Consider the following 25,201-nt stretch of genomic DNA (forward strand, 5'->3'; position numbering starts at 1 on the left):
GGGTGGAACCGGCCGGCGTGCTGGGGGTGTTCGGGCATCCGGACGACGAGTCGTTGGCGGCGGGCGGGCTGCTGGCGCGGCAGGCGGCGGCGGGGGCGCGGACCGGGGTGGTGACCGCGACCTGGGCGGAGGGCACCCACCGGGTGCCGGAACTGGCCCGAGCGCTGGCCGAGTTGGGGGCGGGGGCGCCGCGGCTGCTGGGGTACGCGGACGCGAGGGTGCCGGAGTCGGCGCCGGGCGCGGCCCGGCTGCTGGACGTGCCGGTGGAGCGGGCGGTGCGGCAACTGGTGGGCCACCTGAGGGAGTTCCGGCCGGACTGGGTGGTGACGCACGACGCGCACGGCGGAATGACCGGGCACCCGGACCACCGGCGGACGCACCGGCTGGCACTGCTCGCCGTCCGGGCCGCCGCGCTGCCCGGCCGCTTCCCGGAGCTGGGCGGGCCCTGGCGGGTGCGGCGCCTGCTGTGCGCCACCCATCCGCACTCCGCCGCCCGCGCGCTGGGGCCGCTGCTGCTGCGTCCCGGCCGGACGGCGCACACCGTGCCGGACGAGGAGGTGACGGCGCTGGACGTCTCGCCGTGGCTGGAGCGGAAGCTGGCAGCGGTGTTCGCGCACCGCTCGGAGGTGGCGCGCGGCGCCCTCCCCGGCCGGCTGGCGGCCGCCGCCCCGGCGGACCGGGTCCGGATGGCGGGCACCGAGTGGTACCAGGAGATCCGGATGACGGGCGCCGAGTGGCACCGGTGAGGTCCCGCCGCCGAACGCCCCGGCCGAGCTCGGCGGTCCTCCGGCACGTCCCGCCGTCCGGGGGGTTGACGCGGCACTTCCGGGAAGCGAAGGTGAGCCGAATCATCTGACATGTTGCGTGTGACATTTCATAGGCTCGATGCCATCGCCGCGGCCGCCACCGCCGGGGCGGGGCCGCCCGCACGCGAGGAGGGCCGGCCATGGATCTGGAACTGCGACACCTGCGGGTGCTCTGCGCGATCGCCGACAGCGGCAGCGTGGGGCGGGCCGCAGCGGCGATCGGCGCCTCCCAGCCCGCGACCAGCACCCAACTGCGGCGGATCGAACGGTACTTGGGCGCGGCCGTGTTCGACCGGACGGCCGCCGGGGTGGTGCCCACCACGTTCGGGGCCGAGGTGCTGGCCGCCGCCCGCGAGGTGCTCGCCCGGGTCGACCGGCTCGGCCAGGCCGCCGCCCCGGACGGCGAACGCCCGCACCGCGAACTGCGGCTGGCCGCCGGCTGCCCGGCCCTCACTCCCGGCACCCTGGCCCGGGCCCGGCAGCTGCGCCCCGAACTGCGCTTCGCGCTGACCCCGCCCGACGACCCCGAGCGGCCCTTCGACCTGGCGCTGCTGCTCGACCACCCCGGCTCGGGCCTGCGCGCGACGCCCGCCCTGGCGGCCCGCGCCGTCGCCACCGAGCCGGTGTTCGTCGCGCTGCCCGCCGCCCACCCGCTGCGCCACCACGCCGAGCCCGCGCTCGCCGACCTGGCCGGCGAGCGCTGGCTGCTGCCGGCCGCCGACGGCGGACCCTGGGCCGGACTGCTCCGGACGGCCGGCGAGGCGGGCGCGTTCACCCCCGCCGAGGTGCGCGAACTCCCGTACGGGCGGCGGGAGGTGCTCGACCTGGTGGCCGCGGGACTGGGCGCGGCGCTGGTACCGGGCAGCACCGCGCCGGTGCCGGGCGTCGCGGTCAAGCCACTGCTGGGCACGCCGCTGTGGCTGCGGTACGTGCTGCTCTGGCGGCGCGCCGCGGTCGGCCCGCAGCTGGCCGACACCCTGCTCGGCGCGGCCGCCGCCGCACACCGGGAGCTCGCCGCCGAGGCCCCCCACCTGCACGGCTGGGCCGCCCGGACGTTCCGCCCGCCGCGCACCTGAGCGCCCGGCCGCCCCCGCCTCCGCCTCCACCCCCGCCCCAAGGTCTTCCCCTCCGTGTTATGCCGCGTTCATGAAATGTCATATGACCTGTGACATTGTTCTGATGCTGCCTCCGATGCCAGGATGCTCCCGCGTCACCCACCCCCTCCGCCGTGCTCAGTGAGCTCCCTCCCCAGGAGAAGCAGTGCGTCTGCGCATACCCCTCCCCACCCTGGCCGCCGGTCTGCTGGCCGGCTGCGCCACCGCGGCCACCCTGCTGCCGGTCTCCCCGGCCGCGGCCGCCCCCGGCGGACAGCCCGCGAAGGCCGCCGCCGTCCGGTCGGCCGCCCCGGCCTCCGCCGCGGACGCCGGGGCCCCCGGCGGGGCCGTCCCCAAGCCGCTCGGCCCGGTCGTCGCGGCCGCCCCCGACACCCTCACCCCGGTCGCCGCCCCGCTGCCGCCCGCCCTGCTCGGCCAGGCCCAGCTGGGCCAGCCCGCGGGCACGGCCGTCCAGACCTCCCCGCGCCCGGCCCGCCAGGACGCCGCCGCCAAGGCCCCGACCGCCAAGGCCGCCACGGCCACGGGCCCGGCCGCCGCGCAGAGCTGCACGTACGGCGACTTTGGCAGCCGTTCCGGCGCGGACCTGGTGAACTTCGTCAAGGCGTCGACGACCAGTTGCATCGGCACGCTGTACAACGCGACCGGCACCGACGCGGGCGCGGTCTTCAAACAGGCCCACATGCTCACCGTCGCGGGCGCGTTCAAGGACCTGGCGGCGTCCTACGACGGCACCAACACCTCCGGCATCCTGCAGCTGGTGCAGTTCCTGCGGGCCGGCTACTACGTGCAGTCGTACTACCCGGGCCAGGTCGGCGCCTACGACGGCACGCTGACCACCGCCACCAAGGCGGGCCTGGACGCGTTCTTCGCGGGCCCGCGCTGGAAGGACGTCACCGACGCCAACGGCACGGTGCTGTACGACGTGCTGGTGCTGACCGACAGCGCCAACCTCCAGGCCAAGTACCTGGCCACCTACCAGCAGGTGCTGAACGGCTACACCAACGCGTACAACGCGGCGCCGAAGATGGTCAACGCCGTCAACGCGGTGCTGTCCGCCCCGCTGTGGCGCGGCAACTGGAACAGCGACTTCGTGACCGCGCTGAGCGCCGACACCTCGCTGATCAGCACGCTCGGTGGCTTCACCATGAACCACAAGGACCTGCTGGGCACCGCCAACGCCTTCCTGGACGTCAACGCGGGCAACGACCTGGCCCGGATGTCCGGCGACGGCCCGGCGATCGAGGCCGCGGCCCGCCCGCTGATCAAGCAGATCCTGGACAGCACCCCGATCGTCGGCAGCGGCGGCAGCCTGTACGTGCACACCGCCTACCAGGCCACCACCTACGACAACGGCCAGTGCGGGTACTACGGCACCTGCAACCTGCCCGCCAAGCTCGCCGACGCCGTCCTGCCCAACGTCCTGGTCTGCGACAACAAGACGCTGCGCGCCCAGGCCCTGACGGTGGCCCAGCTCCAGCCGGTCTGCGACAGCCTGCGCGGCGAGGACGGCTTCTTCCACAACCTGGTCAAGGACAACGGCCCGGTGCCGAACCAGTACGGCAGGACCCTGGTCATGCCGGTGTTCGCCAGCGCCGCCGACTACCAGACCTACTCGTGGGCGATCTACGGCAACTCCACCGACAACGGCGGCCAGACCGTCATGGACGTCACCGACCCGAACAACCAGCCGGTGTGCGTGATGTACCAGAAGTCGTGGAACGACGACTTCGCGGGCAACGTGTGGAACCTCAACCACGAGTACACCCACTACCTCGACAACATCTACGACATGAAGGGCGACTTCGCCGCCGAGACCTCCGTCCCGGACATCTGGTGGGTCGAGGGCGTCGCCGAGTACCAGTCGTACGCCTACCGGGGCGTCACCGACACCCAGGCGATGGCCGAGGCCGCCAAGCACACCTACAAGCTGTCGACGCTCTTCCAGAACACCTACGGCAACTCGGACTCCACCCGGGTCTACCCGTGGGGCTACCTGGCCGTCCGCTACATGGTCGAGAAGCACCCGGCGGACGTGTACAGCATGCTCGGCCACTTCCGCACCGGCGACTACCAGGGCGGGTACGCGGTCTACAACGGCCTCGGCACCTCCTACGACGCCGACTTCGACGCCTGGCTGACCCGGTGCGCGGGCGGCGACTGCTTCGCCACCGGCCCGACCGCGCTGTTCGACCAGTCCGTGAACGGCGCCACCGTCACCCTGACCGACCGCTCCGTGGTCACCAACTCCCCCGCGCAGATCACCGGTTGGCACTGGACCTTCGGCGACGGCAGCTCCGCCGACGAGCGCAACCCCGCGCACACCTACGCCAAGGCCGGCACCTACACCGTCGCGCTGACCGTCACCGACGCCAACGGCCGCTCCACCGCCACCCCCGCCTCGGTCACCACCACCGTCGACGGCGGCAGCGGCCCCGTCGTCCTGCCGCTCTGCACCGACCAGCGCGCCGACGCGATGGGCCAGAACTGCCGCCGCACCGGCCGGTCCCGCGCCGCGGGCGGCATCGACTACCTGTACGTCTACCTGCCCGCCGGGACCAGCACCCTCAAGGTCACCACCAGCGGCGGCACCGGCACCGCGTACCTGTACTACAACGACGCCACCTGGGCCTCCCCGAGCGCCTTCACCGCCTCCTCCACCGCCGCGGGCACCACCCAGTCCGTCACCGTCACCAACCCCGCGGCCGGCTACCGCTACCTGAGCCTGTACGCGGCCACCGACTTCTCGGACGTCACCGTCAGCACCCAGTTCTGACCCCCCACCGCCCGGGGCGGTCGCGGCCACCGGCCACGGCCGCCCCTCCGGCGCTCACCCGGCGCTCACCCGGCCAGCCGCCGGGCGGCGTCCGCCCGCAGTTCGGCGGACTCCAACCGGCTGCCGCGCAGTTCGGCCAGCCGGACGGCGAGCCGGCCGCCGCCGGGGGCCCGCCGGACGGCGTGGTGGCGGGCGTCCGGCTCGCCGTCCCAGAGCGACTCGACCAGCAGCGGGACGGCCACGCCGGGGTCGATCGCGTCCAACGCCCGCAGGTAGGACGGGCGTTCACAGCTGCGCGGGGTGCGCTGCCAGAGCCGCCGCAGCAGCGGGACGGCCGCCCCGGCCGCCGGGCCGAACCGGGCCAGGCCGCCCGCCAGCACCATCGGCCCGCACCACCCGCCCGCCGCCTCCTGCCGGGCCAACTCGGCGGCCGGTGGCGCACTTCGACTTCCGGGTCGCGGACCTGGGCGCGGCCGTCGCCGAGGCGCTCGCGCTGGGCGCCACCCTCGTCGGGCACCAGCCGCAGGAGCGCGTCCGGGTCCTGTTCGACCCGGCGGGGCACCCGTTCCGCCTCTGCCACGACCCGTCCTGAGCCCGCGCCGGGGTCCGGCTCCGGGGCGGGGGGCGGGTGCGGGATCATGCTCGGTATGACCCCCGTTCTGGTGTTCGGCCTGGCCGCGATGATCATGCTGCTGACGCGGCGGCGGCCCGGCGGCGAGTGGCCGGGGCCGGCGGTGGAGGAGGTGACGGCGGGGTTCGATCCGGCGGCGCACGGGCTGGTGCCCTCGGCCGAGTTGGACCCGGGCCGGGCCGGGCCGCCGATGCGGCTGCTGCGGCGCAAGGAGCTGGAGGCGCTGGCCGACTCCTGCCTGGCGGGCGGCTGGCGGGCCGCCGAGGCGTACGTGGCGGCGGCCGGGGAGGACTGGGACGAGCGCTGGTCCCGGCTGGACTTCCTGGCCCGGGTGGCCGCCGAGCGGGACGCCTGGCTGACCGCCTGGGAGGAGGCGGGGGCGTCCGCGTGCGCCGCCGCGACGGTCCGGGCCCGGCTGCTGGTGCAGCGGGCCTGGGAGGCGCGCGGCAGCGGCTTCCCGGCACAGGTCGCGCCGGAGCGGATGGCCGCGTTCCGGACCCAGCTGCCCGCGGCGTACGAACTGGCCCGCCGGGCCGCCGAATCGGACCGGCGCGACCCCGGCCCCTGGGTGGTGATGATCACCGCGGCGCGCGGGATGCGGCTGCCCCGGCGGAAGTTCCGCGAACTGTGGGCCGAGGTGACCGCCCGGGCCCCGCACCACGTCGGCGGGCACTGGCAGGCGATGCAGTACTGGTGCGCCAAGTGGCACGGCAGCGACGCGCTGATGCTGCGGTTCGCGGTGCGCGCCGTGCACGCCGCCCCGGCCGGGTCGCCGCTGCCCGGGCTGTACCTCCAGGCGCTCACCGAACTGGAGTTGCGGCACGGCCCGCGCGGACTGCCCGGCGGCCGCCGCCACCGGGACCTGCTGCCCCGGGTCGCGGCCGCGCTGGACGGCTCCCCCGCGTCGAACGAGCAGGTGCCGCTGCTGCGCCACCTGCTGGCGCACTTCGCCCTGATGTCCCGGCAGCCCGCGCTGGCCCTGGAACAGTTCCGCCGGATCGGCCCGTGGTGCGGCGCCCACCCCTGGTCGGCCGCACCCAACCCGGTCCGGGCCTTCGACCGCGCCCGGGCCCTGGCCGCGGCCCTGACCGGCCCGGACGGGACGGGCGACGGCCGGACGGCCGCGCACGCCTGAGCGACCCGGGCCGCCCGGGCCGAACGGGCCTCCGGCGCACCGCGATTCACCGGTACGTGCTATGGCGGAGGGGGTGGCGCGGCGGGTTCCCGCCCCATCCGGTGCGAGCGGCGACGAGTGCCGTGACCGCCTCCGGGTTCGGTCGTTATCCCCGAACGTGAGTGCCGACCCATGGGCCCCTATGGGCGTCCGAGACGAAACGATTCAGCAGGCTCCCATCTACGCACGGCTGGTGACCATCTGGCACCAGTCCGGCCGCACCGTGCCCGGCCGCCGGGACCACGAGTGGTCCCGGTTGGTCACCCCGCCCCGGTTCTCCGCCCACCCGGCACCCGAGCGCGAGCCCGAACGGGAGCGAGAACGGTTCATCCCCCACCCGCCACCCGGTCCGGCCCCTGATCCAACACCCGGCCCGGCTCCCGGCCCAGACCCTGATCCGGCCCCTGATCCGATGCCAGCGGACGAGGCCACCGGGAACACCGCCCCCGCGCCGGACACACCGGCACCCGACACACCCGTGCCCGACACGCCCGCCGCTCTGTCCAGCACCTCGCCCGACGCTCCGTCCGACATCCCGCCCAACACCCCGTCCGTCGTCCGTCCGAGGGAGGCCCGGTGACCCACCAGAACACCCCGCACACGTGGTTGCGGCGCAACGGCGAGCCGGACTGCGTGCTGCTGCTGGACGTGACGGTGTCGCCGTGTCCGGGGCTGCGGGTCTCGGTGCCGGCCCGGCTGCGGTACCACCGGGCCGACCCGTACGCCGTGCACCTGGACTGCCACGTGGACCTGGAGGAGCCGATCACCTGGCTGTTCGCCCGCGAGTTGCTGGTGGTCGGGCTGGAGGGGTGGGCCGGGGTCGGGGACGTGACGATCCGGCGGTCGACGGCGGACGAGGACCTGCTGGCGATCGCGCTGAGCACGCCCGGGCAGACCGCGGTGCTGCACACCCCGGCGGGGCCGGTCCGGGAGTTCCTGGAGCTGAGCCACCGGCTGGTGCCGGTCGGGACCGAGCACCGGTACCTGGACACCGGGGGGATGCTGCGCCGGATCCTGGTGGAGGCCGGGAATCCGGAGAAATTCGAATAACACCGGGCCGACCAGGCCGATCGTATTTCTGTCGGGTCATCACATTCCACGGGTGCGGCCGCCGGGCGGCCGCACCAGGAATCGCTTCTTCGCCACCGAACGGAACCGGCCGCCGCGGGACCGATTTCCGCCCTCGTCCGCCGAAAAGTCGGCGTTCGCCGGAAATCGGCATGGACAATCGACGTCGCCCGTTATTCTGGGGCCAACCCCTTAAGTGGTTCGCACGAGGAGTTGCCGATGCCACACGCCCGCGGTCCGAACGTCGCACTGCGCGGCTGCATGGCGGAGGCCGGGTGGAACGGCCCCGCGCTGGCGGCCGCGTTGCAGAAGGTGGCCCGGGAGAGCGGCTTCAGCGTGGGCTACGACCGGACGACGGTGGCGCACTGGCTGTCGGGCACCCAACCCCGGCCGCCCGGGCCGCAGTTGCTGGAGGAGGCGTTCGCCCGGCGGCTGGGCCGCCCGGTCTCCCGCGGCGAACTCGGCCTCCGACCGGCCGAGCAGGCCCTCGCCGAGGAGCCGGACCGCGAGCCGACCGACGCCTTGACGGGGCTGCGCCGGCTGCATTCCTGGCCGAGTTCCGGCGAACCGCCGGACGAGGCGTTCCAGCCCCCGCTGTTCCAGATCCGGATGCTGCCCTCCCCCCGCCCCCCGGTGAAACCGGCCGCGGGCCCGGCGCCCCGCCCGCCGCTGGTCCCGGCCGGCCGCCGGCCCGGCCCGGAGCGGGTGGGGGCGCGGCAGGTGGAGGCGGTGCGGGAGATGACGGCGTTCGGCGCCCGGCACTACGACGGGTACGGCGGGGCGATCGCCCGGAGCCTGCTGCTGGGCTACCTGCGCGACCACGTGCTGCCCTGGGCGAAGTCCCCGTCGGGAGACCGGCGGCACCGCGAACTGCTGGTCGCGGCCTCCCAGTTGGTCCGCCTGGTCGGGCGGACGTACACCGACGACAACCGGCACGGGGAGGCCCAGCGGCACTACCGGCTGGCGTACCAGCTGGCCGCCGAGGCGCAGGACGGGCAGGCCCAGGCGATGGCGCTGCGCGACCAGAGCACCCAGGCCGGGGCGCTCGGGCACCAGGCGTACGCGGCCCGGCTGGCGGACGCGGCGGCCGAGCACCTGCCGGCGGACGCGGCCCCGGGCGTGCGGGCCTTCGTGCTGGCCCAGCAGGCGGTGGCGGCGGCCCGGCTGCACCAGGCCGCCGAGGCGCTCAAGCACCTGGAGGGCGCGCAGCAGTGGGCCGGGCGGGCGGCCGCGGAGGGCGGCCCGCACCGCTACCCGGAGCCGGCCCTGCTGTACCAGGCCGCGCAGGTGCACCGCTCGCTGCGGGCCACCGACCTGTCGCTGTCGTACCTGCGGGCCTCGCTGCGGGCCCGGCCGGCCGGCGAGCACCGGACGATCGGGGTGTCGCTGCTGCAGCTCGCCCACCTGGAGCTGGACGCGGGGAACATCCACCAGGCCCGGCGGGCGTACGCGAACTTCCGGGAGCGGCAGGACGCGCTGCGCTCCCCGGCCACGACGCTGCAACTGACGCGCCTGGAGGGCCGGTTCGCCCGGCTGGGCGGGTAGCGCGCCCCGGCCCGGGCAGCCGGAGGTCCGGCCCGGCCGCGGGGTGAGGCGTCCGCGCCGAGTGCTTGGCGGGCCGGGGCGCCGGGTGATCAATGGGGGTATGAACGATCCCTCGTACTACCCGCTGGTGTCGCCCGCTCCCCCGCCGCCGCCGTCCCCGGAGGCCCCGGCCGCGCCCGCCGCCCCGGTGGTGGCGGCGGACGGTGACGGGTCGTCGCCGGAGCCGGCCCCGGGCCGGGCGGGGTACCCGGGCCGGGGCCGGCGGTGGTCCTCCCGGGGCGGGGAGGGGTTCCCGTGACACGTCCGGCAGACGTGCCCGGCAGACGTGCCCGGTAGGCGCGTTCGTGCTCGCGCGCCCAACAGGCTTGCCCGGCAGGCACGTTCAGCAGACGTACTCATTAGACGCGCCCAGCAGGCACGTTCAGCAGACGTGCCCAGCAGGCCTGCTCAGCAGACGCGCCCAGCAGGCCTGCTCAGCAGGCGCGTTCGTGCTCGCGTTCGCGTTCGCGCTCGCCGAGGACGGGCACCCGGATCCGGCCGGTGGAGCGTACGGGGACGCGGCCGACGGGTGCGACGGGGCCGGTGGGGCGGACCCGGTAGCGGTTGAGGTGCTGGCGTTCGGCCTCGCGCAGCGGGCGGCTGCGCCGGGTCGCGGCGTCGGTCGGCACGGTGACCGTCCGGGCCTGGAAGACCATCTGCCCGTGCCGCCGGGCCTCGCAGGTGGTGCTGATCGAGGACCGGCCGAGCCGCTCCACCCAGATCTGCACGGGCAGCGGGGTGGGGCAGTGGTACAGCGGGGAGCGGTAGTCGATCTCGTGCCGGGCGATCATGAACCCGTCCTCGAACAGGTCCTGTCCCTCGGTGTCGTCGTACAGCAGGCAGTAGACGGCCTCCTGGACGTACTGGAGCACCTTGAGGTTGTTGACGTGCCCGAAGGCGTCCATGTCGCCCCAGCGGGTGCGGCACATGTAGGTGTACAACGGTCAGCCGTCCGTTCGGTGCTCGGAGCGGAAGCCCAGGCTGCGGCGCAGGTATCCGTAGGCGTACGGGGAGCGGTGCAGGGCGGTGTCGTGGCCCTGTTCGTAGACCTCGGCGGCGGTGTCCAGGACGGCCCGGCCGAGGGCCCGCTCGGTGCGGCGGCAGAGTTTCTCCAGTTCGGCCAGCCGTTGGGCGGCGGGCAGTCCGGCGAGGGCGGCGCACTCCCTCTCCACGTGGTCGACCCCGTCTCGGTGTTCAGCCATCGATTCCTCGTTTCCGGTCGGCTCTGGTGCGCGGTTCACAGGCGCGGTTCACAGGAGGGTCCAGCAGGGGATTCATCGTTGAGGGGGAAGGAGCAGCGGCCTCGTTGACGCTGAATGCCCTTCCGGTGATCAAACTCGATCAGGAACCAGCCGGAAACGGCGAATTGCGCGGTCTTCCGTTGAAGATCGCGCCTTTTCCGGCGGCTTTCAACGCCCGCCGCCGGACACCCTCAGCACACCCCCCGCGCACCCCCGTCCACCACCGGGGACCGACCCGGACGGCGGACCTCAGCCGACCAGGGCGAGCCCGAGCACCGAGCCGGGCAGCGCGGCGACCACCAGCCCCTCGGGGGTGACCGCGAGGGTCCGGACGGCCGCACCGAGCCGGAGGTCCGCGCCGCGGTGCCGCTCGCCCCAGCGGCGCAGCCGCAGCAGGCCGTCCGACCAGGCGGCGGCCAGCAGCAGCCCGGCCGGGGTGGCGGCGAGGGCGACCGCGGTGACCGGCCAGGGGCGCCGGTCGACGGGGGCGGGCAGCGGCGGGCGGCCCGGCATCCAGGTCCACACCCGGCCGTCCTCGCCGCCGCTGGCGACCAGGGTGCCGCCGTCGGCCGCGGCCGCGCCCAGCGCGGTGACCGGGCCCTCGTGCAGCGGGACGTCGGGGCGGTGGGCGGTGCCGGTGGCGGTCTCCACGCAGTGGGTGAGGCCGTCCGGGCCGCCGAACACCAGCACGCCCTCGTGCCCGGCGACGGCCGTGCACGCGCCGGGGAGCGCCGGGGCGCCGTCCGGGAGGGCGGGCGCGCCTCGGACGGCGAGCGGGCGCAGCTCGCCGGAGGCGTTGAGCAGCAGGGCGCCGCCGAACGGGGTCGCGGTCAGCGCCCGCGGGTGCGGCTCGACGGCGGCCCCTCCCCCTCCTGCGGCCAAGGGCTCGACGGGGCCGAGGAGTTGGCCGGTGGCGGGGTCGGCCAGGTGCAGTCCGGCGCCGTCGGTGAGCAGCAGGTGTCCGGCGTGCGGGCCGAGGCCGAGGGCGGCGGCGCACGGGCCGGCGGCGGGGAGGTGCTGCCAGACGGCGTGCCAGCGGGTGTCGGCCTGCCGGGCGAGGTCGGCGCAGTGCGCGGCGGCGGCGTCGTGGCGGCCGGTGAGGTGGGCGTGCAGGACGGCGGCCCGGTCGGCGGGGCGGGCGGTGGCGGCCCGGTCGGGGGCGGCCCGGCGCCAGGCCGCGGCGAGCGGGGTGGGGGGCAGTCCGACGTCCTCGGCGTGCTGGAACGCGGCGGTGACGGTGGCGGGTTCGGCGTGCAGCAGCAGGTCGATCTCGTCGAGCATCGGGCTGCCCGGGTCGCCCGCGGAGGCGTGCCGGACCAGCAGGGCGAGGCGTTCGGGGTCGCTGGCGGCGAGGTCGGGGCCGCCGTCGGCGCGCACCGGGATGCCGCCGGCCACCTCCCACATCATCGCGGCGTGGTCGACCGGCGGGCTGTCGGCGGCCACCAGGTCGGCGAGCGGGGTGGGGCGCAGCCGCCAGCGGTCGGCCATCGGGGGCGGGGGCAGCAGGTCGGCGGCGGCGGCGACCCCGGCCGGGTCGGCGCCGGGGAGGGTGGCCCACAGCTCGGCGCTGAGCGGCCCGTCGGCCCCGGCCAGCGCGGTGAGGGCGGCGCGTTCGGCGTCGGGGACGGCCTGCCACCAGGCGGCGGCGAGCGCGGCGACCCGGTCGGCGGGCGGCAGGGCCGGGTCGGGGGCGGCGCCGGGGGTGCGGGCGGCGAGCTGGGCCAGGCCGGGGCTGGGGTGGGTGGCGGCCGGGTCGACGGGGTGGCCGACCAGGCCCGCGCACCAGGCGGCGTACTGGGCGGGGTCGGTCCACTGCGGCTGGTCGAGGTCGAGGACGGCGCCGGTGGGGACGGCGTCGGCGAGCAGGTCGGCGGCGGGGCCGTGGGCGGCCTCGACGACCAGCAGCAGCCAGGGCACCGACAGCAGCGGGACGAGCAGTTCGCGGGCCAGGCGCTCGGGGGTGCCGGGCAGCCGGGGGCCGCCGGCCCGGTCGAGGTCGGTGACCACGACGGTGCGGGGGGTGCCGTCCTGCAGTGCCTCGAGCAGGTCGGCGGGCTCGCCGGCGGTCAGGCCGAGCAGGTCGGCCAGCCGGGCGGTGGCCGAACGGACCGTCAGCCCCTCGGCGTCCAGCAGCGCGTGGACCCGGCGGCCGGGCCGCGGGTGGTCGGGCGGGCAGGCGGCGGCCAGCCAGGTCAGCAGGTGGGTGCGGCCGCTGCCGGAGGACCCGGCGATCCGGCACAGCCGGGGCGCGCGGCCGTCCTCCAGCCAGGACAGCAGCGCCCGCCCGGCGGGACGCCGCCCGGCCCCGAGCGGAGGCAGGCCGGGGGCGGGCGCGTCGGCGTGGACGTCGGCGGGGACCGGTTCGGGCAGCGGGCGGCCGTGGCGCGGGTTGGGGCGGTGGGCGCCGGGCCGGCCGGCCGCGTCGGCGGGCGGGGTGCTGCCGCGGACGGCGTGCACCGGGATCCGCCCGGCCGGGTCGAGGCCCTCGTCCAGCAGGTACTGCCAGGCCGTCGGCCCGTCCGGCCCCCGGGTGTCCGGCTCCGCCCGGTCCGCGAGTCCGACGCCGGCGCGGTTGTCGCTGTCCACGTGTGCCTGTCCTTCGTGTCCGTCCCCGTCGGCCGTCCCCCTCGGCGGGCGCCCGGACGCAGCCGGCTGTTCCCCGGCTCGTCGCGGCACCGTCACTTCCGGCCGCGCACAGCGTACTTGAGGTGCGCGGACATTCGTTCGGGGGCGGTACACCGGTATGATCCCGGCCACGAGCGGCACGGCGACCACGGCGGCAGGAGAGCCACGATGAGCGGGCACCCGGCACGACCGGCGGACGAGGCAGCGGCCCCCGCCCCTACCTCTGCCCCTGCCCCTGCCCCTACTTCTGCCCCTGCCGCCGCCCTTGCCGCTGCCTCGGAGCGGGCGACGCGGGAGTACGCGGAGCACCGGGAGCTGCTGTTCGCCCTGGTCTACAACCTGCTCGGCAGCGTCGCCGACACCGAGGACGTCCTCCAGGACACCTGGCTGGCCTGGGCGGCCCGCACCGCCTCCCCCACCGCCGGGGCGGTCGAGCACCCGAAGGCGTACCTGGTGCGGATCGCGGTGAACCGGGCGCTGGCCCAGCAGGCCGCGGTCAGCCGGCGCCGCGAGACGTACGTCGGCCCGTGGCTGCCCGAGCCGCTGTTCGGCCCGGCGGCCGCGGCGGACGGCGGGGCGGGCGGCGCGGCGCAGGACGTGGCGCTCGCCGCCGAGCGGGCCGAGTCGGTGTCGATGGCGCTGCTGGTGGTGCTGGAGACGCTCTCGCCGCTGGAGCGCTCGGCGTTCGTCCTGCACGAGGTGTTCGGGTACAGCGGGGCGGAGATCGCCGTGATCCTGGGCCGCAACCCGGCCGCGGTACGGCAGTTGGTGAAACGGGCCCGCGAGCACGTCCGGGCCCGCCGCCCCCGCTACGAGCCCGCCCCGGACGTGCGCCGCCAGGTCACCGAGCGCTTCCTGGCCGCCGCCCTCGGCGGCGACCTCACCGCCCTCCTCGAACTCCTCGCCCCCGACGTCACCCTGATCGGCGACGGCGGCGGCAAGGCCCCCGGCGGCCGGCGCCCGCTCACCGGCCGCGCCGAGGTCGCCCGCCTCCTGACCGCCCTCTCCGCCAGGCCCACCCCCGCCCTCCACATCACCTGGCGCGACGTCAACGGCGCCCCCGCCGCCGTCCTCTCCGCCTTCGGCCGCCCCTTCGCCGTCCTCGTCCTGGACCTCGCCCCGGACGGCGACCTGGTCTCCGGCATCCACGCGGTATCCAACCCCGACAAGCTCCGCGGCCTGGCCTGAACGACCCGCCCCCTCAGCGGTCCCGCGGAACGGCCCGCGCCGGGGCATCCAGCCACGGCACGGCGCCCTCCGCCCCGACGGTGAGCCCGAACCGGCCCGGCCCCGGCCGGCCCCGGTCGTGCCACCAGGCGAGGGCCCGCTCCACCAGCTGCCAGAGCCGACGGGGCCCGGCCTGGTACACGACGGCCTCCGGCTCCCCCTCCCGCCGCACCATCGCCGCCCACGACCGGTCGGACAGCCCGTAGCACCACACCACCACGGTGCCGCCCTCCTGCCGGTGCACCAGGTGCGTCACGTCCGGTACCGCCAGCCCGACGACGAACCGCTGCACGGCCCAGCGGTCACCGAGGTCGTCCGCCGTGAGCGCCGTGCGGTGCCGGGTGTCGGCAGTGCCGGGGAACTCCGGTACGTACGCGGCGTGTTCGGGGAACGCGAGGCGCTGGTCCCGTGACTTCATGAACTCCACCAGCCCGGTGAAGCGCCCGCAGGCCGTGCCGTCCGGCCCCACCTCGAGTTTGACCACGGCGTCCAGCGGGCTGAAGTCGGTGCCCCAGGGCACGACGACGACACCGCCCGGCCGGGACTGCGCGATCCACGCCCGCGCGATCTCCCGGACGCCGTACGTCACGACGACCCGGTCGTACGGGGCGCCGTCAGGGCAACCGAACCGCCCGTCGCCGACCAGCAGTTGCGGCCCCAGACCGGCCCGTTCCAGGTGGGCGGCCGCCACCGCCGACACGCCCCGGTCGCACTCGACGCTGACCACCTGCCGCGACCCGAGACGACGGGCCAGCAGCCCCGCGTTCCAGCCGCAGCCCGTCCCCACGTCGAGCACCCGCTGTCCCGGCCGCACGTCGAGGTCGCGGAGCATCGACGCGACGACGCTCGGCATGCTCAGACTGCTGGTCGGCACCACGCCCGGTTCGGGCCCGCCGTGCGCACCGTCGTCCCACTGCGTCACCAACGGGACGTCGGCCTCCGTCGCGGCCCGCCAGGCCGCCGGGTCCGCGTCCCGGTCCACCAGCACGCTGCGGCCGGTCGCCATGTCGTGCGACCAGACCCGGGGCGGCGTGAACAGCGCGCGGGGCACGGCATCGAACGTGTCGACCCAGTCCGGAGACAGGTGCCCGGCCGAGAGCGGGAACCGCCCCGGTCCGAAACCGGGACGGCCCACCCCCTCCGCCACCCGGAGGCCCTCGATCACCTGCGGTGCCCCCCGTTCCCGGGCGGCGCGCTGCCGTCGGGCGACGGCGGGGGCGGGGGCGGCGGCGGTTGGATCGGCGCGGGGTTACCCCCGTGCCCGCCATCGGCGTCGAGCATGCGAACGACCTCCCTGCACCAGCGGAACCGGCAGCCGGACGACCACCGGATTTCCACGGTAGGACCGGCCGGAAGGGCGTCCTAACCGGTTTCCCGTTCCCGCAAGAACTCGTCCCGGACATCCTCGACCAGTTCCCTCATCGCGTCACCGAACCGAGCCACTTGTTCGAATGACCGGAACTTCCGGACGTACTGTTCGACGTCCCGGGGCTCCCTGGTCGTCACCTCGGCGTGGGGGATTTCGACGACCGCCATCCTGGCGTCGAAGAGGACGAACGAACACGTCGGCGGCTCCGGCATGGGGGCATCCAGCGGCACCAATCCGACCGAAATGTTCGGCATCCGCGACACCGCCACCAGCCGGTCGAGTTGCACCGCCATCATCGCGGGCCGGACCAGCCTCCACCGCAGGACGGATTCCGTGATCAGGAAATGGAAACTCCGACGGGCCTCGTACAGGACCTCCTGCCGGCGCAGCCGCGCACCGACCATCTTCTCCAGGGAGTCGTCGGAGAGGCCGGAGTCCCGCAGGATCGCCCGGACGTACTCCGGGGACTGGAGGAGCCCGGGAATGCACGACGCCTGGAAGACCCGGACGGACTCCGCCTGGGACTCCACCGCCCGGATCTCCTCTTGGTGCCGGTGCAGACCCGTCCGGCGGTAGACCCGCCACGCCGTCGCCTCGGTGGCCACGGCGCGGGCCGCTTCCACGAGCCGCGCCGCGACGTCCGGCGGAACGTCGAGGGCTGCCAGGATGCGCTCCACGTCGGTGACGCTCGGAGCCGCCTTGCCGTTGAGGATCTTGCTCAGTTTGCTCGGGGACATGAGAGCGCTGCGGGCCACCGCTTTGGCCTCTTTCCCGCTGGCCTCCCGCAGCTCCCGCAGCGCTCCCCCCAGATCGACTCCGTTCACTCGTTTCCGTACCGCTCCCACCACTCGGCGAACGGCTCGGCGTACGAGAGGGCCGCGTCCCGGTACTCCAGGTACTCGGCCGCGTCGGGCTGCGAATCCGCCCCGACGAACGAGCCGCCCGGGCCGTATTCCATGGTGACGACCGCAGTCTCGTCGAAAACCCAGAAGTCGGGAACGCCCTCCAGCGGGTTCGGCCGGTCGGTGGTGTCGAGGATGAAGAACTCCTCCCCGGACCGGGCGTTCTTGGTGTAGCCCCAGCCCAACTCGAACCGGAGGTACGGCGTCAACGGCCGCGAAAGGATGTGCACCCGGTACATGCGCTTGCCTGATTGCACGTTGGCCCGAACCTCTTCGGCCCATTCCTGGTTGTAGTCCTCCGGCTGCGCTTCGCCGGCCAGGAACGCCCGGATGCTTTCGGCCTTCGACGACCCGGTGTAGTCGTCCAACGTCTCCAGCCGAAAGGCTTCCCGCTGGAAGCTGTTGAACAGACCGCCGAATTCCTCACCCGAGATGCGCATCGGCCAGCCTCCGGATCAACGATGCGGGAACCCGCACGGCGACCTCTCCGGCCGGGAGCCCGATGGCGGCCAGCACCTCCGGATCATCCACGACGTATCCCTGCACGATCAGGTCGCCCGTCCCGTCCACACCGTAGACGGTGGGACAGGTGCCCTTCTCGCACTCGCCCACAAGCCTTGTCAGCTGCAACGCCGATCCCCTCCCTGCTCGACCATGACGCGTTCGATGCTCCCGAAGCCGCGACACGAGGGTCAAGAGATCACAGTTGCGAAAACGGGAAACCGCCCCGGCGGCTGGGGCGCGCCGGGATTGACGGGTTGTCGGATTTTTTCGTAACGGGGCGTGGGGGGCGATGTGGGCAGTTACGATCTGCGGCAGTTCAGATCGGCGCCTCGGCTTGTTGGAGTGGGTTAACCAGCTTGCGAATCAACACACTTGATCCCTCGTCAAGTCCGCTTGCGGCCTTCGGCTGGCAGTTGCGCGAGCTGCGCAAGCGGGCGCGCCTCAGCCAGGACGAGCTGGGGGCCCTGGTCAGGTACACCGGCGCCTACATCTCGTTGATCGAGAACGGGAAGCGGGTGCCGCCCGCCGGGTTCGCCCGGACCGCGGACCAGGCGCTCGGCGGCATGGGGACGTTGGAAAGCACCTGGTTCCTGCTGGGGCACACCACACTGGTGGAGGGTTTTCCGGAGTACATCGTGCTGGAGGCGAAGGCGCGGTTGATCCGGCTGTTCAAGGCGGGCATGGTCCCGGGGCTGGTGCAGACCGAGGAGTATGCCTCGGCTGTGGAGGCGGGCTACGTGGCACGCGGCAGCATCACCACGGAGCAGGCGGAGGAGCGGGTGCGGGTCGTCCTGGTCCGACAGGCTCCGATAGAGCAACCGGACGGGCCCCGGCTGCACCTCGTGCTGGACGAGAGCTGCCTGCGGTCCGTGATCGGCGGCCCGCAGGTGATGGTCCGGCAGCTCGACCACCTGCTGGCCCTGGTGGACCATCCGAGGGTGGTGCTCCAGGTGATGCCGTTCGAGCGGGGAGCGCTCCGGCCTTTCACCCACTTCGTGGGGTTGCTCTCCATGCCGGACCACGAGTTGCTGGGGTATACCGAGACGCCCCAACGGGGTTATCTGACAAGGGATCCTGACACCGTGGCCACGTGGACGACGGATTACGATCTCCTCCAGGTGGAGGCCCTGTCCCAGGCGGACTCGGCAACCATGATCCGCGAGATCCGGGAGGGATTCCAGCATGGTGACCAGTCCCAGCACCGCGGCGCTGCGCGCCGCCGCATGGCACAAGTCCAGCTACAGCGGGGGCGGCGGAGAGTGCGTCGAGGTGACTCGTGACTTCGAGGCCGCCCACGGCCTGGTCTTCGTCCGCGACAGCAAGAACCCCGAGGGCCCGGCGCTCGGCCTGGCCCCTGCCGTGTGGCGGGAGTTCACGGCGGCCGTCGCGCGCGGAGCTTTCGGGGAGGTCTGAGCCCGGCGGCCTGCGGCTGGTGTGAGGACGGTGGAGAGTGGCGAGGCGTGGCCCGCCCGTTCCAGGTCCAGGGCCAGGAGCAGGACGGCCGCGGTGACGGTCAGGCCGTCGGCGCGTCCCTCCTCACCGAGGGGCGCGTCCTCGCCGGGCCGTCCGCGCATCCGCCCGCCGTCCGCGGCACCGTCTCGCTGGAGGACCTCGCCGACGTCCCGCTGCTCACGGTCGAGGGCGAGCTGCGCGAGTCCCGGCGGGAGTACCACCGGCGCCCTGCACGCCTTCGCGGGCGCGGCCCGCGCGGCGGCGCGGGAGGCCCTGCGGACGGCGGCGGGCCTACCAGGTGCGGCGGGGCGGGGCCGGGTCGCGGAGGTGGGCGATCAGGGCGCGGCGCAGGTCGCGGTCGTGGTCGGTCTCGACCGGGAGGTCGAGTTGGACGATGTCGACGCCGGCGGAGCGGAGCAGGTTGATCCGGGCGGCGACGGTGGCGGGTGAGCCGGTGTGGGCGCCGGCGAGGGAGCGGCGGATGTAGGCGGCGACCTGGGCGGGGTCGGTGGCGGGGTCGGCGGCGGCGCGTTCGCGGTCGCGGTCGAGGGCGACGGCGTCCAGGTAGCGGGGGGCGTCGGGGCCGGAGGTCAGGCGCAGGGCGTCGCGGCGCAGGCGGCGAAGGTGCTGTTGGGCGGCGGTGTCGGTGTCGGCGAGGACGACGGTGACGTGTCGCCAGATCCGCAGGGTGCGGCCGTGCCGGGCGGCGGCGCGCGCCTGGGCGATCCGCAGCCGGGTGTCGGGCAGCGGGCGGGGCGGGACGGCGTAGACCTGGGCGTAGCGGGCGGCGAGGTCGACGCCCGCCGGGGAGGAGCCGCCGAAGGAGAGGAGTTCGCTGCCGGGGGCGGGGCGCAGGCCGGTGCGGGCGGCGCGGACGGTGTAGTACTCGCCGTGGTGGTCGAGGTCGTCCTCGGCGGCGAGGTAGCGGGTGAGCAGCGAGAGGTACTCGTCGGCGCGGCGGTAGCGTTCGGCCTTGGGGAGGGTGTCGCCGTCGCGGGCGACGTCGGCGTCGCTGGAGCCGATGATCAGGTGGGCGCTGATCCGGCCGCCGGAGAGCCGGTCGAGGGTGGCCAGGGTGCGGGCGGTGGTGGTGGGCGGGGTGGTGCCGATGCGGTGGGCGGCGGCGATCCGCAGCCGGGTGGTGGCGGCCAGCGCCCAGCCGGCGACGGCCCACGGGTCGGGCCAGGACGAGGACTGGACGACGAGCGCCGAGTCGAGTCCGTCCTCTTCCAGCTCCCGTGCGGTGCGGGCGATGTGGGCGGGGTCGGCGGTGCGTTCGCGCGGGTCGGGGGCCCAGCGCAGGGCCTGGCGTTCGGCGGGGGTGCGGCCGGCCACGGGGGCGGCGCGGACGCCGCCGCGCAGTTCGAGCTCCATCGGGTCAACTCCGTTGATGGCATGGGGTGGTGGGCGGGCCGCCGGGCAACGGCGGCCCGCCCGGGGACAGTCGGCGGGGCAGCTCATCGGGCGGCGGGGCCGAGTCGGGCGAGGGTGTCGAGCAGCCGGGTGCGGCTGGTGAACACCTCGGGCGGCAGCGAGACGTACAGCTGGATGGCGGTGACGCCGGGCTGCTGGTAGCGCAGGATCTGCTCCCGGCACTCCTCGGGCGAGCCGTGCAGGAACAGCGCGTCGACCACCTCGTCGGGCAGGGCGCGCTGGGCGCCCTCGTGGTCGCCGTCGGCCCAGCGCTTGTGCGTCTCGGCGAGCAACTCGCCGTTGCCGAGCCACTGTTGGAACTTGCGGTAGGGCTCGCGGTTGAGGATCCAGGCCAGGAAGGGGCGGCTGGCGCGGTGGGCGTGGGCGGTGTCCTCGGTGGGGCAGACGAACACCTTGACGACGAGTTCCTTGCCGGGCGGCTGCGGGCCGACCGCGTCCAGCACCTTGGGCAGGTCCTGGGCGCGCAGCAGGTTGGTGATGGCGCCGTCGCCCTCGGTGAAGCCGAGCCGGAGCATGCCGGGGCGCAGCGCGCCGAGGATCACCTTGACCGGGTCGGCGGGCGGGTGGGGCAGCCGGTAGCCGGTGATGGAGAAGGTGTCGAAGTCCCCGGCGACGTGTTCGCCGCGCAGGGCGGCGGTGAGGAAGCGCAGCACGTCGCGGGTGCGCTTGAACGGCTCGTCGAACGGGATGCCGTTGATGTCGGTGACGTGCGCGGGCACGGAGGCGCCGATGCCCAGCAGGACGCCGCCGGTGGAGAGTTGGGCGAGGGTGGCGGCGGTCTGGGCGAGCACGGCGGGGCCGCGGGTGTGCACCGGGACGATGCCGGTGGCGATCCGCAGGTGCGGGGCCCAGGCGGCGGTGGCGGCCAGCGGGGTGAAGGCGTCGGTGCCGCCGCCCTCGGCGCTCCACACGTCGCCGTAGCCGAGGTCGGGGAGCCGTTCGACCAGGAAGCGGTGCCGGTCGATGGTGAGGCCGGGCAGCGGCAGGGTGATGCCCCAGGCGGGCGGGGGCGCGGTGGGGCGGGCGGTCGGGCGGGCGGTGGTCATCGGGGGCCTTTCTGCGCTGCCGGTCGGGTGCGGGGCGTCACTTGCCGACCGACACGGTGGTGAGGTCGAGGAACCAGGACTGCGGCTGGACGAGTCCGTGGACGGTGGGCGCGAGGGCGCGCGGGTTGCGGTCGTTGACCACGAACAGCCAGGGGGCGTCCTCGGTGACCTGGCGCAGCGCGGTGCGGTAGGCGGCCTGCCGGGCGCCCTGGTCGGGGTCGGCGGCGGCGGTGGCGATCAGCTGGTCGACCTTGGGGCTGGCGTAGTGGCCGGTCCAGAACGGGCTCTTGGAGCCGATGAACAGCGGCAGCAGCGCCTCGGACTGGAACAGCGTGGTGGACTGGGCGATCGCGTCGGAGCCGAGCGCGACCTCGCCCTTGGCCTCGGCGCCGATCAGGGTGGTCCAGTCGGTGGTGCGGATGTCGACCTTGATGCCGACGGCCGCCAGGTCGCGCTGCAGGGCCTCGGTGATCGGCACCGGCAGCAGGTTGCCGGAGCCGCCGGTGGGCACCGTCACCGAGGTGGCGAAGCCGTTCGGGTAGCCGGCTTCGGCGAGCAGCTGCTTGGCCTTCGCCGGGTCGTGGCCGTAGCGGTCGTCGGCCGGGTCGTAGGCGGCGGTGGCGCGCGGCGCGGCCTGGAACGCCGGGTCGGCGGTGCCGTGCAGCAGGTCGGTGGCGATGGCCTGCCGGTCGATGGCGTAGTTGGCGGCCTGCCGGACCCGGACGTCCGCCCACGGGCCCTTGGTGGTGTCCAGGATCCAGTACCAGAGGTGGTCGTAGCTGTTGGAGAGGATCTGCGCGCCGGCCGCCTTCAGGCCGTCCAGGTCGTCGGGGTTCGGGTACTCGATCCAGTTGACGCCGCCGGAGCGCAGTGCGGCGGTGCGGGCGGCCGGGTCGGGCAGCGCCTTGACGACGAGGCGGTCGAGCTTGGGGGCGCCGCGCCAGTAGTCCTTGTTGGCGGCCAGTTCGACCTGCTGGCCCTCGGTCTGCGAGACGAAGCCGAACGGGCCGGTGCCGACCGGGTGCTGGGAGAAGTCGGCGGTGCCGGTCCTGCGGACGGCGGTGGGGCTGGCGATCAGCACGTGCGCCAGGTCCTCGGGGAAGTGGCCGTTGGGGCCGGTGGTGACGAGTTCGACGTGGGTGTCGTCGGTCTTGCGGTAGGAGGCGATGTCGCCCGCGTACTCCTTGGCGGCGGCGCCCAGCGCGTCGGTGTACTCCGGGCTGGACCTGTCGAGGTAGCGGTGCAGGTTGAACAGCACCGCGTCGGCGTCGAAGGGCGTGCCGTCCTGGAACTTGACGCCCTTGCGCAGGGCGAACGTCCAGGTGACCTTGTCGGGGGCGACCTGCCAGGACTCGGCGAGCGCGCCGGTGACCTGCGGCGGCTTGTCGGTGTCCTTGAGCAGCTCGTAGCGGGTCAGGCCCTCGTAGATCTGGAAGCTCAGCAGGCGCTTGCCCTCGAAGCCGGCGCCGCCGATCACGGTGTCCAGGTTCGGGAGCTTGCCGGTCGCGCCGATCACCAGCGTCCCGCCGCCGGCGCCCGCGGCGTCGCCGCCCGCGGGGGTGGAGGCGCAGCCGGTGGCCGCCAGCAGGAGGGCGGCGGCCAGTGTGGCGGCGGCTCCGGGGCGGATGCGGGGGTGCTCGGTCATGTCGGGTCCTCGTTCTTGTCGTTCGGTTCGGCGCTGTGCGCGGCGTGTCGAAGGGTCTTGGTGGTGCGGAGGGTGACGTGCGGGCCGGAGGCGTCCAGCAGGGCGCGGGTGTAGGGGTGGTCCGGGGCGGTCCACAGGTGCTCGGTGCGGCCCTGCTCGACCACCCGGCCGGTGCGCAGCACCAGCGTGCGGTGCGCGAAACGGGCCACCGCGGCGAGGTCGTGGGAGACGAACAGGTAGGCGGTGCCGGTGCGTTCGCGCAGCTCGGTCAGCAGGTCGAGGAGGCGTTCCCGGGTGTCGCGGTCCAGCGCGGAGGTCGGCTCGTCGCACACCACCAGGGCCGGTCCGGTCGCCAACGCCCGTGCCACCGCGACGCGTTGCAGCTGGCCGCCGGACAGTTCGCGCGGGAAGCGGCGGGCCAGCTCCGGTGCCAGGCCCACCCGGCGGAACAACTCGGCGGTGCGCTCGGCGCGTTCGCGCCGCGGGACGCCGTGGGCGCGCAGCGCGAAGCCGACGGCCTCGCCGGAGCGCAGCGCCGGGTTCAGCGACCCGCGGGGGTGCTGCGGCACGAACTGCAGCCTGGCCCGGACGTCCCGGTCGGCCCTGGCCCGCAGGCGGGCGGGGTCGCGGCCCTCGAAGGAGACGGTGCCCGCGTCGGGGCGCACCAGTCCGAGCGCGAGCCGGGCCAGCGTCGACTTCCCGGACCCGGACTCGCCGACCAGGGCGACGCTCTCGCCCGGGTGCACCTCCAGGGTGACGTCGGTGACGGCGGGGCGGTGGGCGTAGCTCTTGGAGACGGCGTCGAGCCGCAGCAGGGCGCTCATCGGGAGGACTCCCTCGGGGGGACGGGCGGGAGCGGTTCGGCTGCGGGGTGCGGCGTCGGCCCGGGGTTGCCGTCCCGGCGGGCAGCAGCACGGACCTTTCGCCGGGATCCGACCGGCAGCAGCACGGGCTCGCCGTTGCCCGGCGCCCCGGCGGGGCTCTGCGGCAGCGGTCCCGGTCCCCTGGCGGGGTCCGGGACCAGCAGTTCCTCGGCCGGGCCGGTCGCGGTGAGGCGGCCGTGGGTGAGGACGGCGGCGGTGCCGCCGATGCGGGCGGCGGCGGCGAGGTCGTGGGTGACGAGGAGGAGGGCGAGGCCGCGTTCGGTGCGCAGGGCGGTGAAGAGGTCGAGGACGCGGGCCCGGACGAGGGTGTCGAGGGCGGTGGTGGGTTCGTCGGCGATCAGGAGTTCGGGGCCGCCGGCCACGGCGAGGGCGATGGCGGCGCGTTGGCGCAGGCCGCCGGAGAGTTCGTGCGGGTGGGCGTGGGCGGCGCGTTCGGGGTCGGGGAGGCCGGCGGCGGCGAGCAGCGGGAGGGCGGCGGCGCGGGCGGCGCGGCGGGTGCCGGCGAGGCCGTGCACGCGCAGGACTTCGGCGAGCTGGGTGCCGATCCGGCGCAGCGGGTCGAGGGTGGCGGAGGGGTCCTGCGGGACGTAGCCGATGCGGCGGCCGCGGATCCGGGTCCAGTCGCGTTCGGTGCGGCCGAGCAGTTCGGTGCCGTCGAGGCGGATCGAGCCGCGGACGGTGCCGGTGCGCGGGGTGAGGCCGAGGACGGCCCGGGCCAGGGTGGTCTTGCCGCTGCCGGACTCTCCGAGCAGGACCAGGGCCGCTCCGGCGGCGAGGTCGAGGTCGACGCCGTCGAGGGCCCGGACGCCGCCGGGGTGTTCGACCGTCAGTCCTTCGACCGTCAGCAGGCTGCCGCTCACCGGGCGGCCTCCGTTCCGGCGCCGAGGCGGGTCCGCAGGCTCTCGCCGAGGGTGTTGAAGGCCACCGAGACGGCGAGGATCACCAGGGCGGGGAGGGCGGCGAGCCAGGGGTGGGTGAACAGGGCGGGGCGCAGTTCGTCGAGCATGGCGCCCCACTCGGGGGCGGGCGGGGCGACGCCGAGGCCGAGGAAGGACAGGCCGGCGGCGTAGACCACGGCGAGGCCGACCAGCGAGGTCGCGTAGACCAGGACCACGGGGGCGACCACGGGCAGCACCTGGCGGAGGATCAGGGCGGGGCGGGTCGCGCCGGAGACGGTCGCGGCCTCCAGGTACTCGGCGGCCCGGATCCGGCGGGTCTCGGTGAACGCGACCCGGGCGACGGCCGGGGTCAGCACCACGGACAGGGCCAGCACGGTGGCGCCGGGGCCGGGGGTGAGCAGGGTGGCGACGGCGATGGCGAGCAGCACGCCGGGGAAGGCGTACAGCACGTCCAGGCCGCGCAGCAGGGCCTGTTCGGTGGCGCGGCCGGCCAGCGCGGCGGTGATGCCGATCAGCGCGCCGGCCAGGGCGGCGACGGCGACCGGGAGCAGTCCGGCGACGAGCGAGGGGCGGGCGGCCCAGAGCAGGCGGCTGAGCAGGTCGCGGCCCTGGCTGTCGGTGCCGAGCAGGTGGCCGGGGGCGCCGGGGTCGAGCAGCCGGTCGGCGAGGTGTCCGGCGGTCGGGTCGGCGGGCGCGAGCAGCGGTGCGGCGAGGGCCAGCAGGACGGGCAGCAGGGCCCCGGCGGCGGCCAGCGCCGTGCCGGGGGCCCGCCGGACGGCGCCGAGGGCGCGTCCCGCGGTGGTCGTGGTGGTGGTCGTCATC

23 protein-coding genes and 1 pseudogene are annotated in these 25,201 nt (G+C 75.2%); 10 read left to right on the forward strand and 14 right to left on the reverse strand.

Annotation, left to right across the window (positions count from 1 at the left end):
• Positions 1-2 precede the first annotated feature (2 nt).
• The 3 genes from EDD39_RS30430 (at position 3) to EDD39_RS30440 (ending at position 4,694) form a co-directional block, all read left to right on the forward strand.
• Positions 3-746, forward strand: a complete 744-nt coding sequence (locus EDD39_RS30430) for a PIG-L deacetylase family protein (protein WP_244257367.1) — start codon at positions 3-5, stop codon at positions 744-746.
• Between the two features lie 200 nt (positions 747-946).
• Entirely contained in the window at positions 947-1,882 is a 936-nt protein-coding gene (locus EDD39_RS30435; RefSeq protein ID WP_123562207.1) for a LysR family transcriptional regulator, read from the forward strand.
• Positions 1,883-2,066: 184 nt separating this feature from the next.
• Positions 2,067-4,694, forward strand: coding sequence for a collagenase (locus tag EDD39_RS30440; protein WP_123562209.1), 2,628 nt, complete (start codon positions 2,067-2,069; stop codon positions 4,692-4,694).
• Between the two features lie 65 nt (positions 4,695-4,759).
• Here the strand turns inward: EDD39_RS30440 and EDD39_RS30445 are convergent, their stop codons facing one another.
• Entirely contained in the window at positions 4,760-5,077 is a 318-nt protein-coding gene (locus EDD39_RS30445) for a hypothetical protein (RefSeq protein WP_123562211.1), read from the reverse strand.
• 47 nt (positions 5,078-5,124) lie between these two features.
• Here EDD39_RS30445 and EDD39_RS30450 point away from each other — a divergent pair.
• The 4 genes and pseudogenes from EDD39_RS30450 to EDD39_RS30465 all read left to right on the forward strand — a co-directional run.
• Positions 5,125-5,286 (forward strand): annotated as a pseudogene (locus EDD39_RS30450) (VOC family protein); the annotation flags it as partial.
• A 55-nt stretch (positions 5,287-5,341) separates the two neighbouring features.
• The gene (locus EDD39_RS30455) at positions 5,342-6,460 is read left to right on the forward strand and encodes a hypothetical protein (RefSeq protein WP_123562213.1); all 1,119 of its coding nucleotides are present in this window, start codon (positions 5,342-5,344) and stop codon (positions 6,458-6,460) included.
• A gap of 615 nt (positions 6,461-7,075) precedes the next feature.
• Entirely contained in the window at positions 7,076-7,549 is a 474-nt protein-coding gene (locus EDD39_RS30460; protein ID WP_123562215.1) for an SsgA family sporulation/cell division regulator, read from the forward strand.
• 237 nt (positions 7,550-7,786) lie between these two features.
• Positions 7,787-9,112, forward strand: a complete 1,326-nt coding sequence (locus EDD39_RS30465) for an NsdA family TPR-like regulatory protein (protein ID WP_123562216.1) — start codon at positions 7,787-7,789, stop codon at positions 9,110-9,112.
• Between the two features lie 473 nt (positions 9,113-9,585).
• Here the strand turns inward: EDD39_RS30465 and EDD39_RS30470 are convergent, their stop codons facing one another.
• The 3 genes from EDD39_RS30470 to EDD39_RS30480 form a co-directional block, all read right to left on the reverse strand.
• The gene (locus EDD39_RS30470; RefSeq protein ID WP_123562218.1) at positions 9,586-10,092 is read right to left on the reverse strand and encodes an acyl-CoA thioesterase; all 507 of its coding nucleotides are present in this window, start codon (positions 10,090-10,092) and stop codon (positions 9,586-9,588) included.
• Between the two features lie 3 nt (positions 10,093-10,095).
• Positions 10,096-10,353, reverse strand: a complete 258-nt coding sequence (locus tag EDD39_RS30475) for a hypothetical protein (RefSeq protein ID WP_123562220.1) — start codon at positions 10,351-10,353, stop codon at positions 10,096-10,098.
• Between the two features lie 288 nt (positions 10,354-10,641).
• Positions 10,642-12,978, reverse strand: coding sequence for a hypothetical protein (locus EDD39_RS30480; RefSeq protein WP_123562222.1), 2,337 nt, complete (start codon positions 12,976-12,978; stop codon positions 10,642-10,644).
• A gap of 207 nt (positions 12,979-13,185) precedes the next feature.
• Between EDD39_RS30480 and EDD39_RS30485 the strand changes: the two genes are divergently transcribed.
• Positions 13,186-14,205 carry a sigma-70 family RNA polymerase sigma factor gene (locus EDD39_RS30485; protein ID WP_123562224.1) on the forward strand — a complete coding sequence of 340 codons (1,020 nt, stop codon included), beginning with the start codon at positions 13,186-13,188 and terminating at the stop codon, positions 14,203-14,205.
• 13 nt (positions 14,206-14,218) lie between these two features.
• Here the strand turns inward: EDD39_RS30485 and EDD39_RS30490 are convergent, their stop codons facing one another.
• From EDD39_RS30490 to EDD39_RS30505, 4 genes are all read right to left on the reverse strand, one after another.
• Positions 14,219-15,295 (reverse strand): methyltransferase domain-containing protein, encoded by a 1,077-nt coding sequence (locus tag EDD39_RS30490; protein ID WP_341869345.1) that lies wholly within the window; start codon positions 15,293-15,295, stop codon positions 14,219-14,221.
• 311 nt (positions 15,296-15,606) lie between these two features.
• A complete protein-coding gene (locus tag EDD39_RS30495) occupies positions 15,607-16,437 on the reverse strand; it encodes a helix-turn-helix domain-containing protein (protein ID WP_123562228.1) in 831 nt (276 codons plus the stop codon).
• Positions 16,434-16,955 (reverse strand): DUF6879 family protein, encoded by a 522-nt coding sequence (locus EDD39_RS30500; protein ID WP_123562229.1) that lies wholly within the window; start codon positions 16,953-16,955, stop codon positions 16,434-16,436. Before EDD39_RS30500 ends, EDD39_RS30495 begins: the two co-directional genes overlap by 4 nt.
• Positions 16,939-17,085, reverse strand: a complete 147-nt coding sequence (locus tag EDD39_RS30505) for a hypothetical protein (RefSeq protein ID WP_244257369.1) — start codon at positions 17,083-17,085, stop codon at positions 16,939-16,941. The genes EDD39_RS30500 and EDD39_RS30505 overlap by 17 nt, the downstream gene beginning before the upstream one ends.
• A 290-nt stretch (positions 17,086-17,375) precedes the next feature.
• Here EDD39_RS30505 and EDD39_RS39930 point away from each other — a divergent pair, with 290 nt between their 5' ends.
• Both EDD39_RS39930 and EDD39_RS42590 read left to right on the forward strand, forming a co-directional pair.
• The gene (locus EDD39_RS39930) at positions 17,376-18,299 is read left to right on the forward strand and encodes a helix-turn-helix domain-containing protein (RefSeq protein WP_162870254.1); all 924 of its coding nucleotides are present in this window, start codon (positions 17,376-17,378) and stop codon (positions 18,297-18,299) included.
• A complete protein-coding gene (locus EDD39_RS42590) occupies positions 18,289-18,432 on the forward strand; it encodes a DUF397 domain-containing protein (RefSeq protein WP_341869346.1) in 144 nt (47 codons plus the stop codon). The genes EDD39_RS39930 and EDD39_RS42590 overlap by 11 nt, the downstream gene beginning before the upstream one ends.
• Positions 18,433-18,762: 330 nt before the next feature.
• Here the strand turns inward: EDD39_RS42590 and EDD39_RS30520 are convergent, their stop codons facing one another.
• The 6 genes from EDD39_RS30520 to EDD39_RS30545 all read right to left on the reverse strand — a co-directional run bounded on the left by EDD39_RS30520 (position 18,763) and on the right by EDD39_RS30545 (position 25,200).
• Positions 18,763-19,845, reverse strand: a complete 1,083-nt coding sequence (locus EDD39_RS30520; RefSeq protein WP_162870255.1) for an LLM class flavin-dependent oxidoreductase — start codon at positions 19,843-19,845, stop codon at positions 18,763-18,765.
• An 83-nt stretch (positions 19,846-19,928) separates the two neighbouring features.
• The gene (locus EDD39_RS30525; RefSeq protein ID WP_123562236.1) at positions 19,929-20,951 is read right to left on the reverse strand and encodes an LLM class F420-dependent oxidoreductase; all 1,023 of its coding nucleotides are present in this window, start codon (positions 20,949-20,951) and stop codon (positions 19,929-19,931) included.
• A 37-nt stretch (positions 20,952-20,988) separates the two neighbouring features.
• Positions 20,989-22,596: an ABC transporter substrate-binding protein gene (locus tag EDD39_RS30530; protein ID WP_123562239.1), complete on the reverse strand. Its 1,608-nt coding sequence runs from the start codon at positions 22,594-22,596 to the stop codon at positions 20,989-20,991.
• Positions 22,593-23,420 carry an ABC transporter ATP-binding protein gene (locus EDD39_RS30535; RefSeq protein ID WP_123562241.1) on the reverse strand — a complete coding sequence of 276 codons (828 nt, stop codon included), beginning with the start codon at positions 23,418-23,420 and terminating at the stop codon, positions 22,593-22,595. The genes EDD39_RS30530 and EDD39_RS30535 overlap by 4 nt, the downstream gene beginning before the upstream one ends.
• Positions 23,417-24,340, reverse strand: a complete 924-nt coding sequence (locus EDD39_RS30540; protein ID WP_162870256.1) for an ABC transporter ATP-binding protein — start codon at positions 24,338-24,340, stop codon at positions 23,417-23,419. Before EDD39_RS30540 ends, EDD39_RS30535 begins: the two co-directional genes overlap by 4 nt.
• Positions 24,337-25,200 carry an ABC transporter permease gene (locus EDD39_RS30545; protein WP_123562246.1) on the reverse strand — a complete coding sequence of 288 codons (864 nt, stop codon included), beginning with the start codon at positions 25,198-25,200 and terminating at the stop codon, positions 24,337-24,339. The genes EDD39_RS30540 and EDD39_RS30545 overlap by 4 nt, the downstream gene beginning before the upstream one ends.
• Position 25,201: the final 1 nt, after the last annotated feature.

It is taken from the genome of Kitasatospora cineracea, assembly GCF_003751605.1.
GTDB lineage: Bacteria > Actinomycetota > Actinomycetes > Streptomycetales > Streptomycetaceae > Kitasatospora > Kitasatospora cineracea.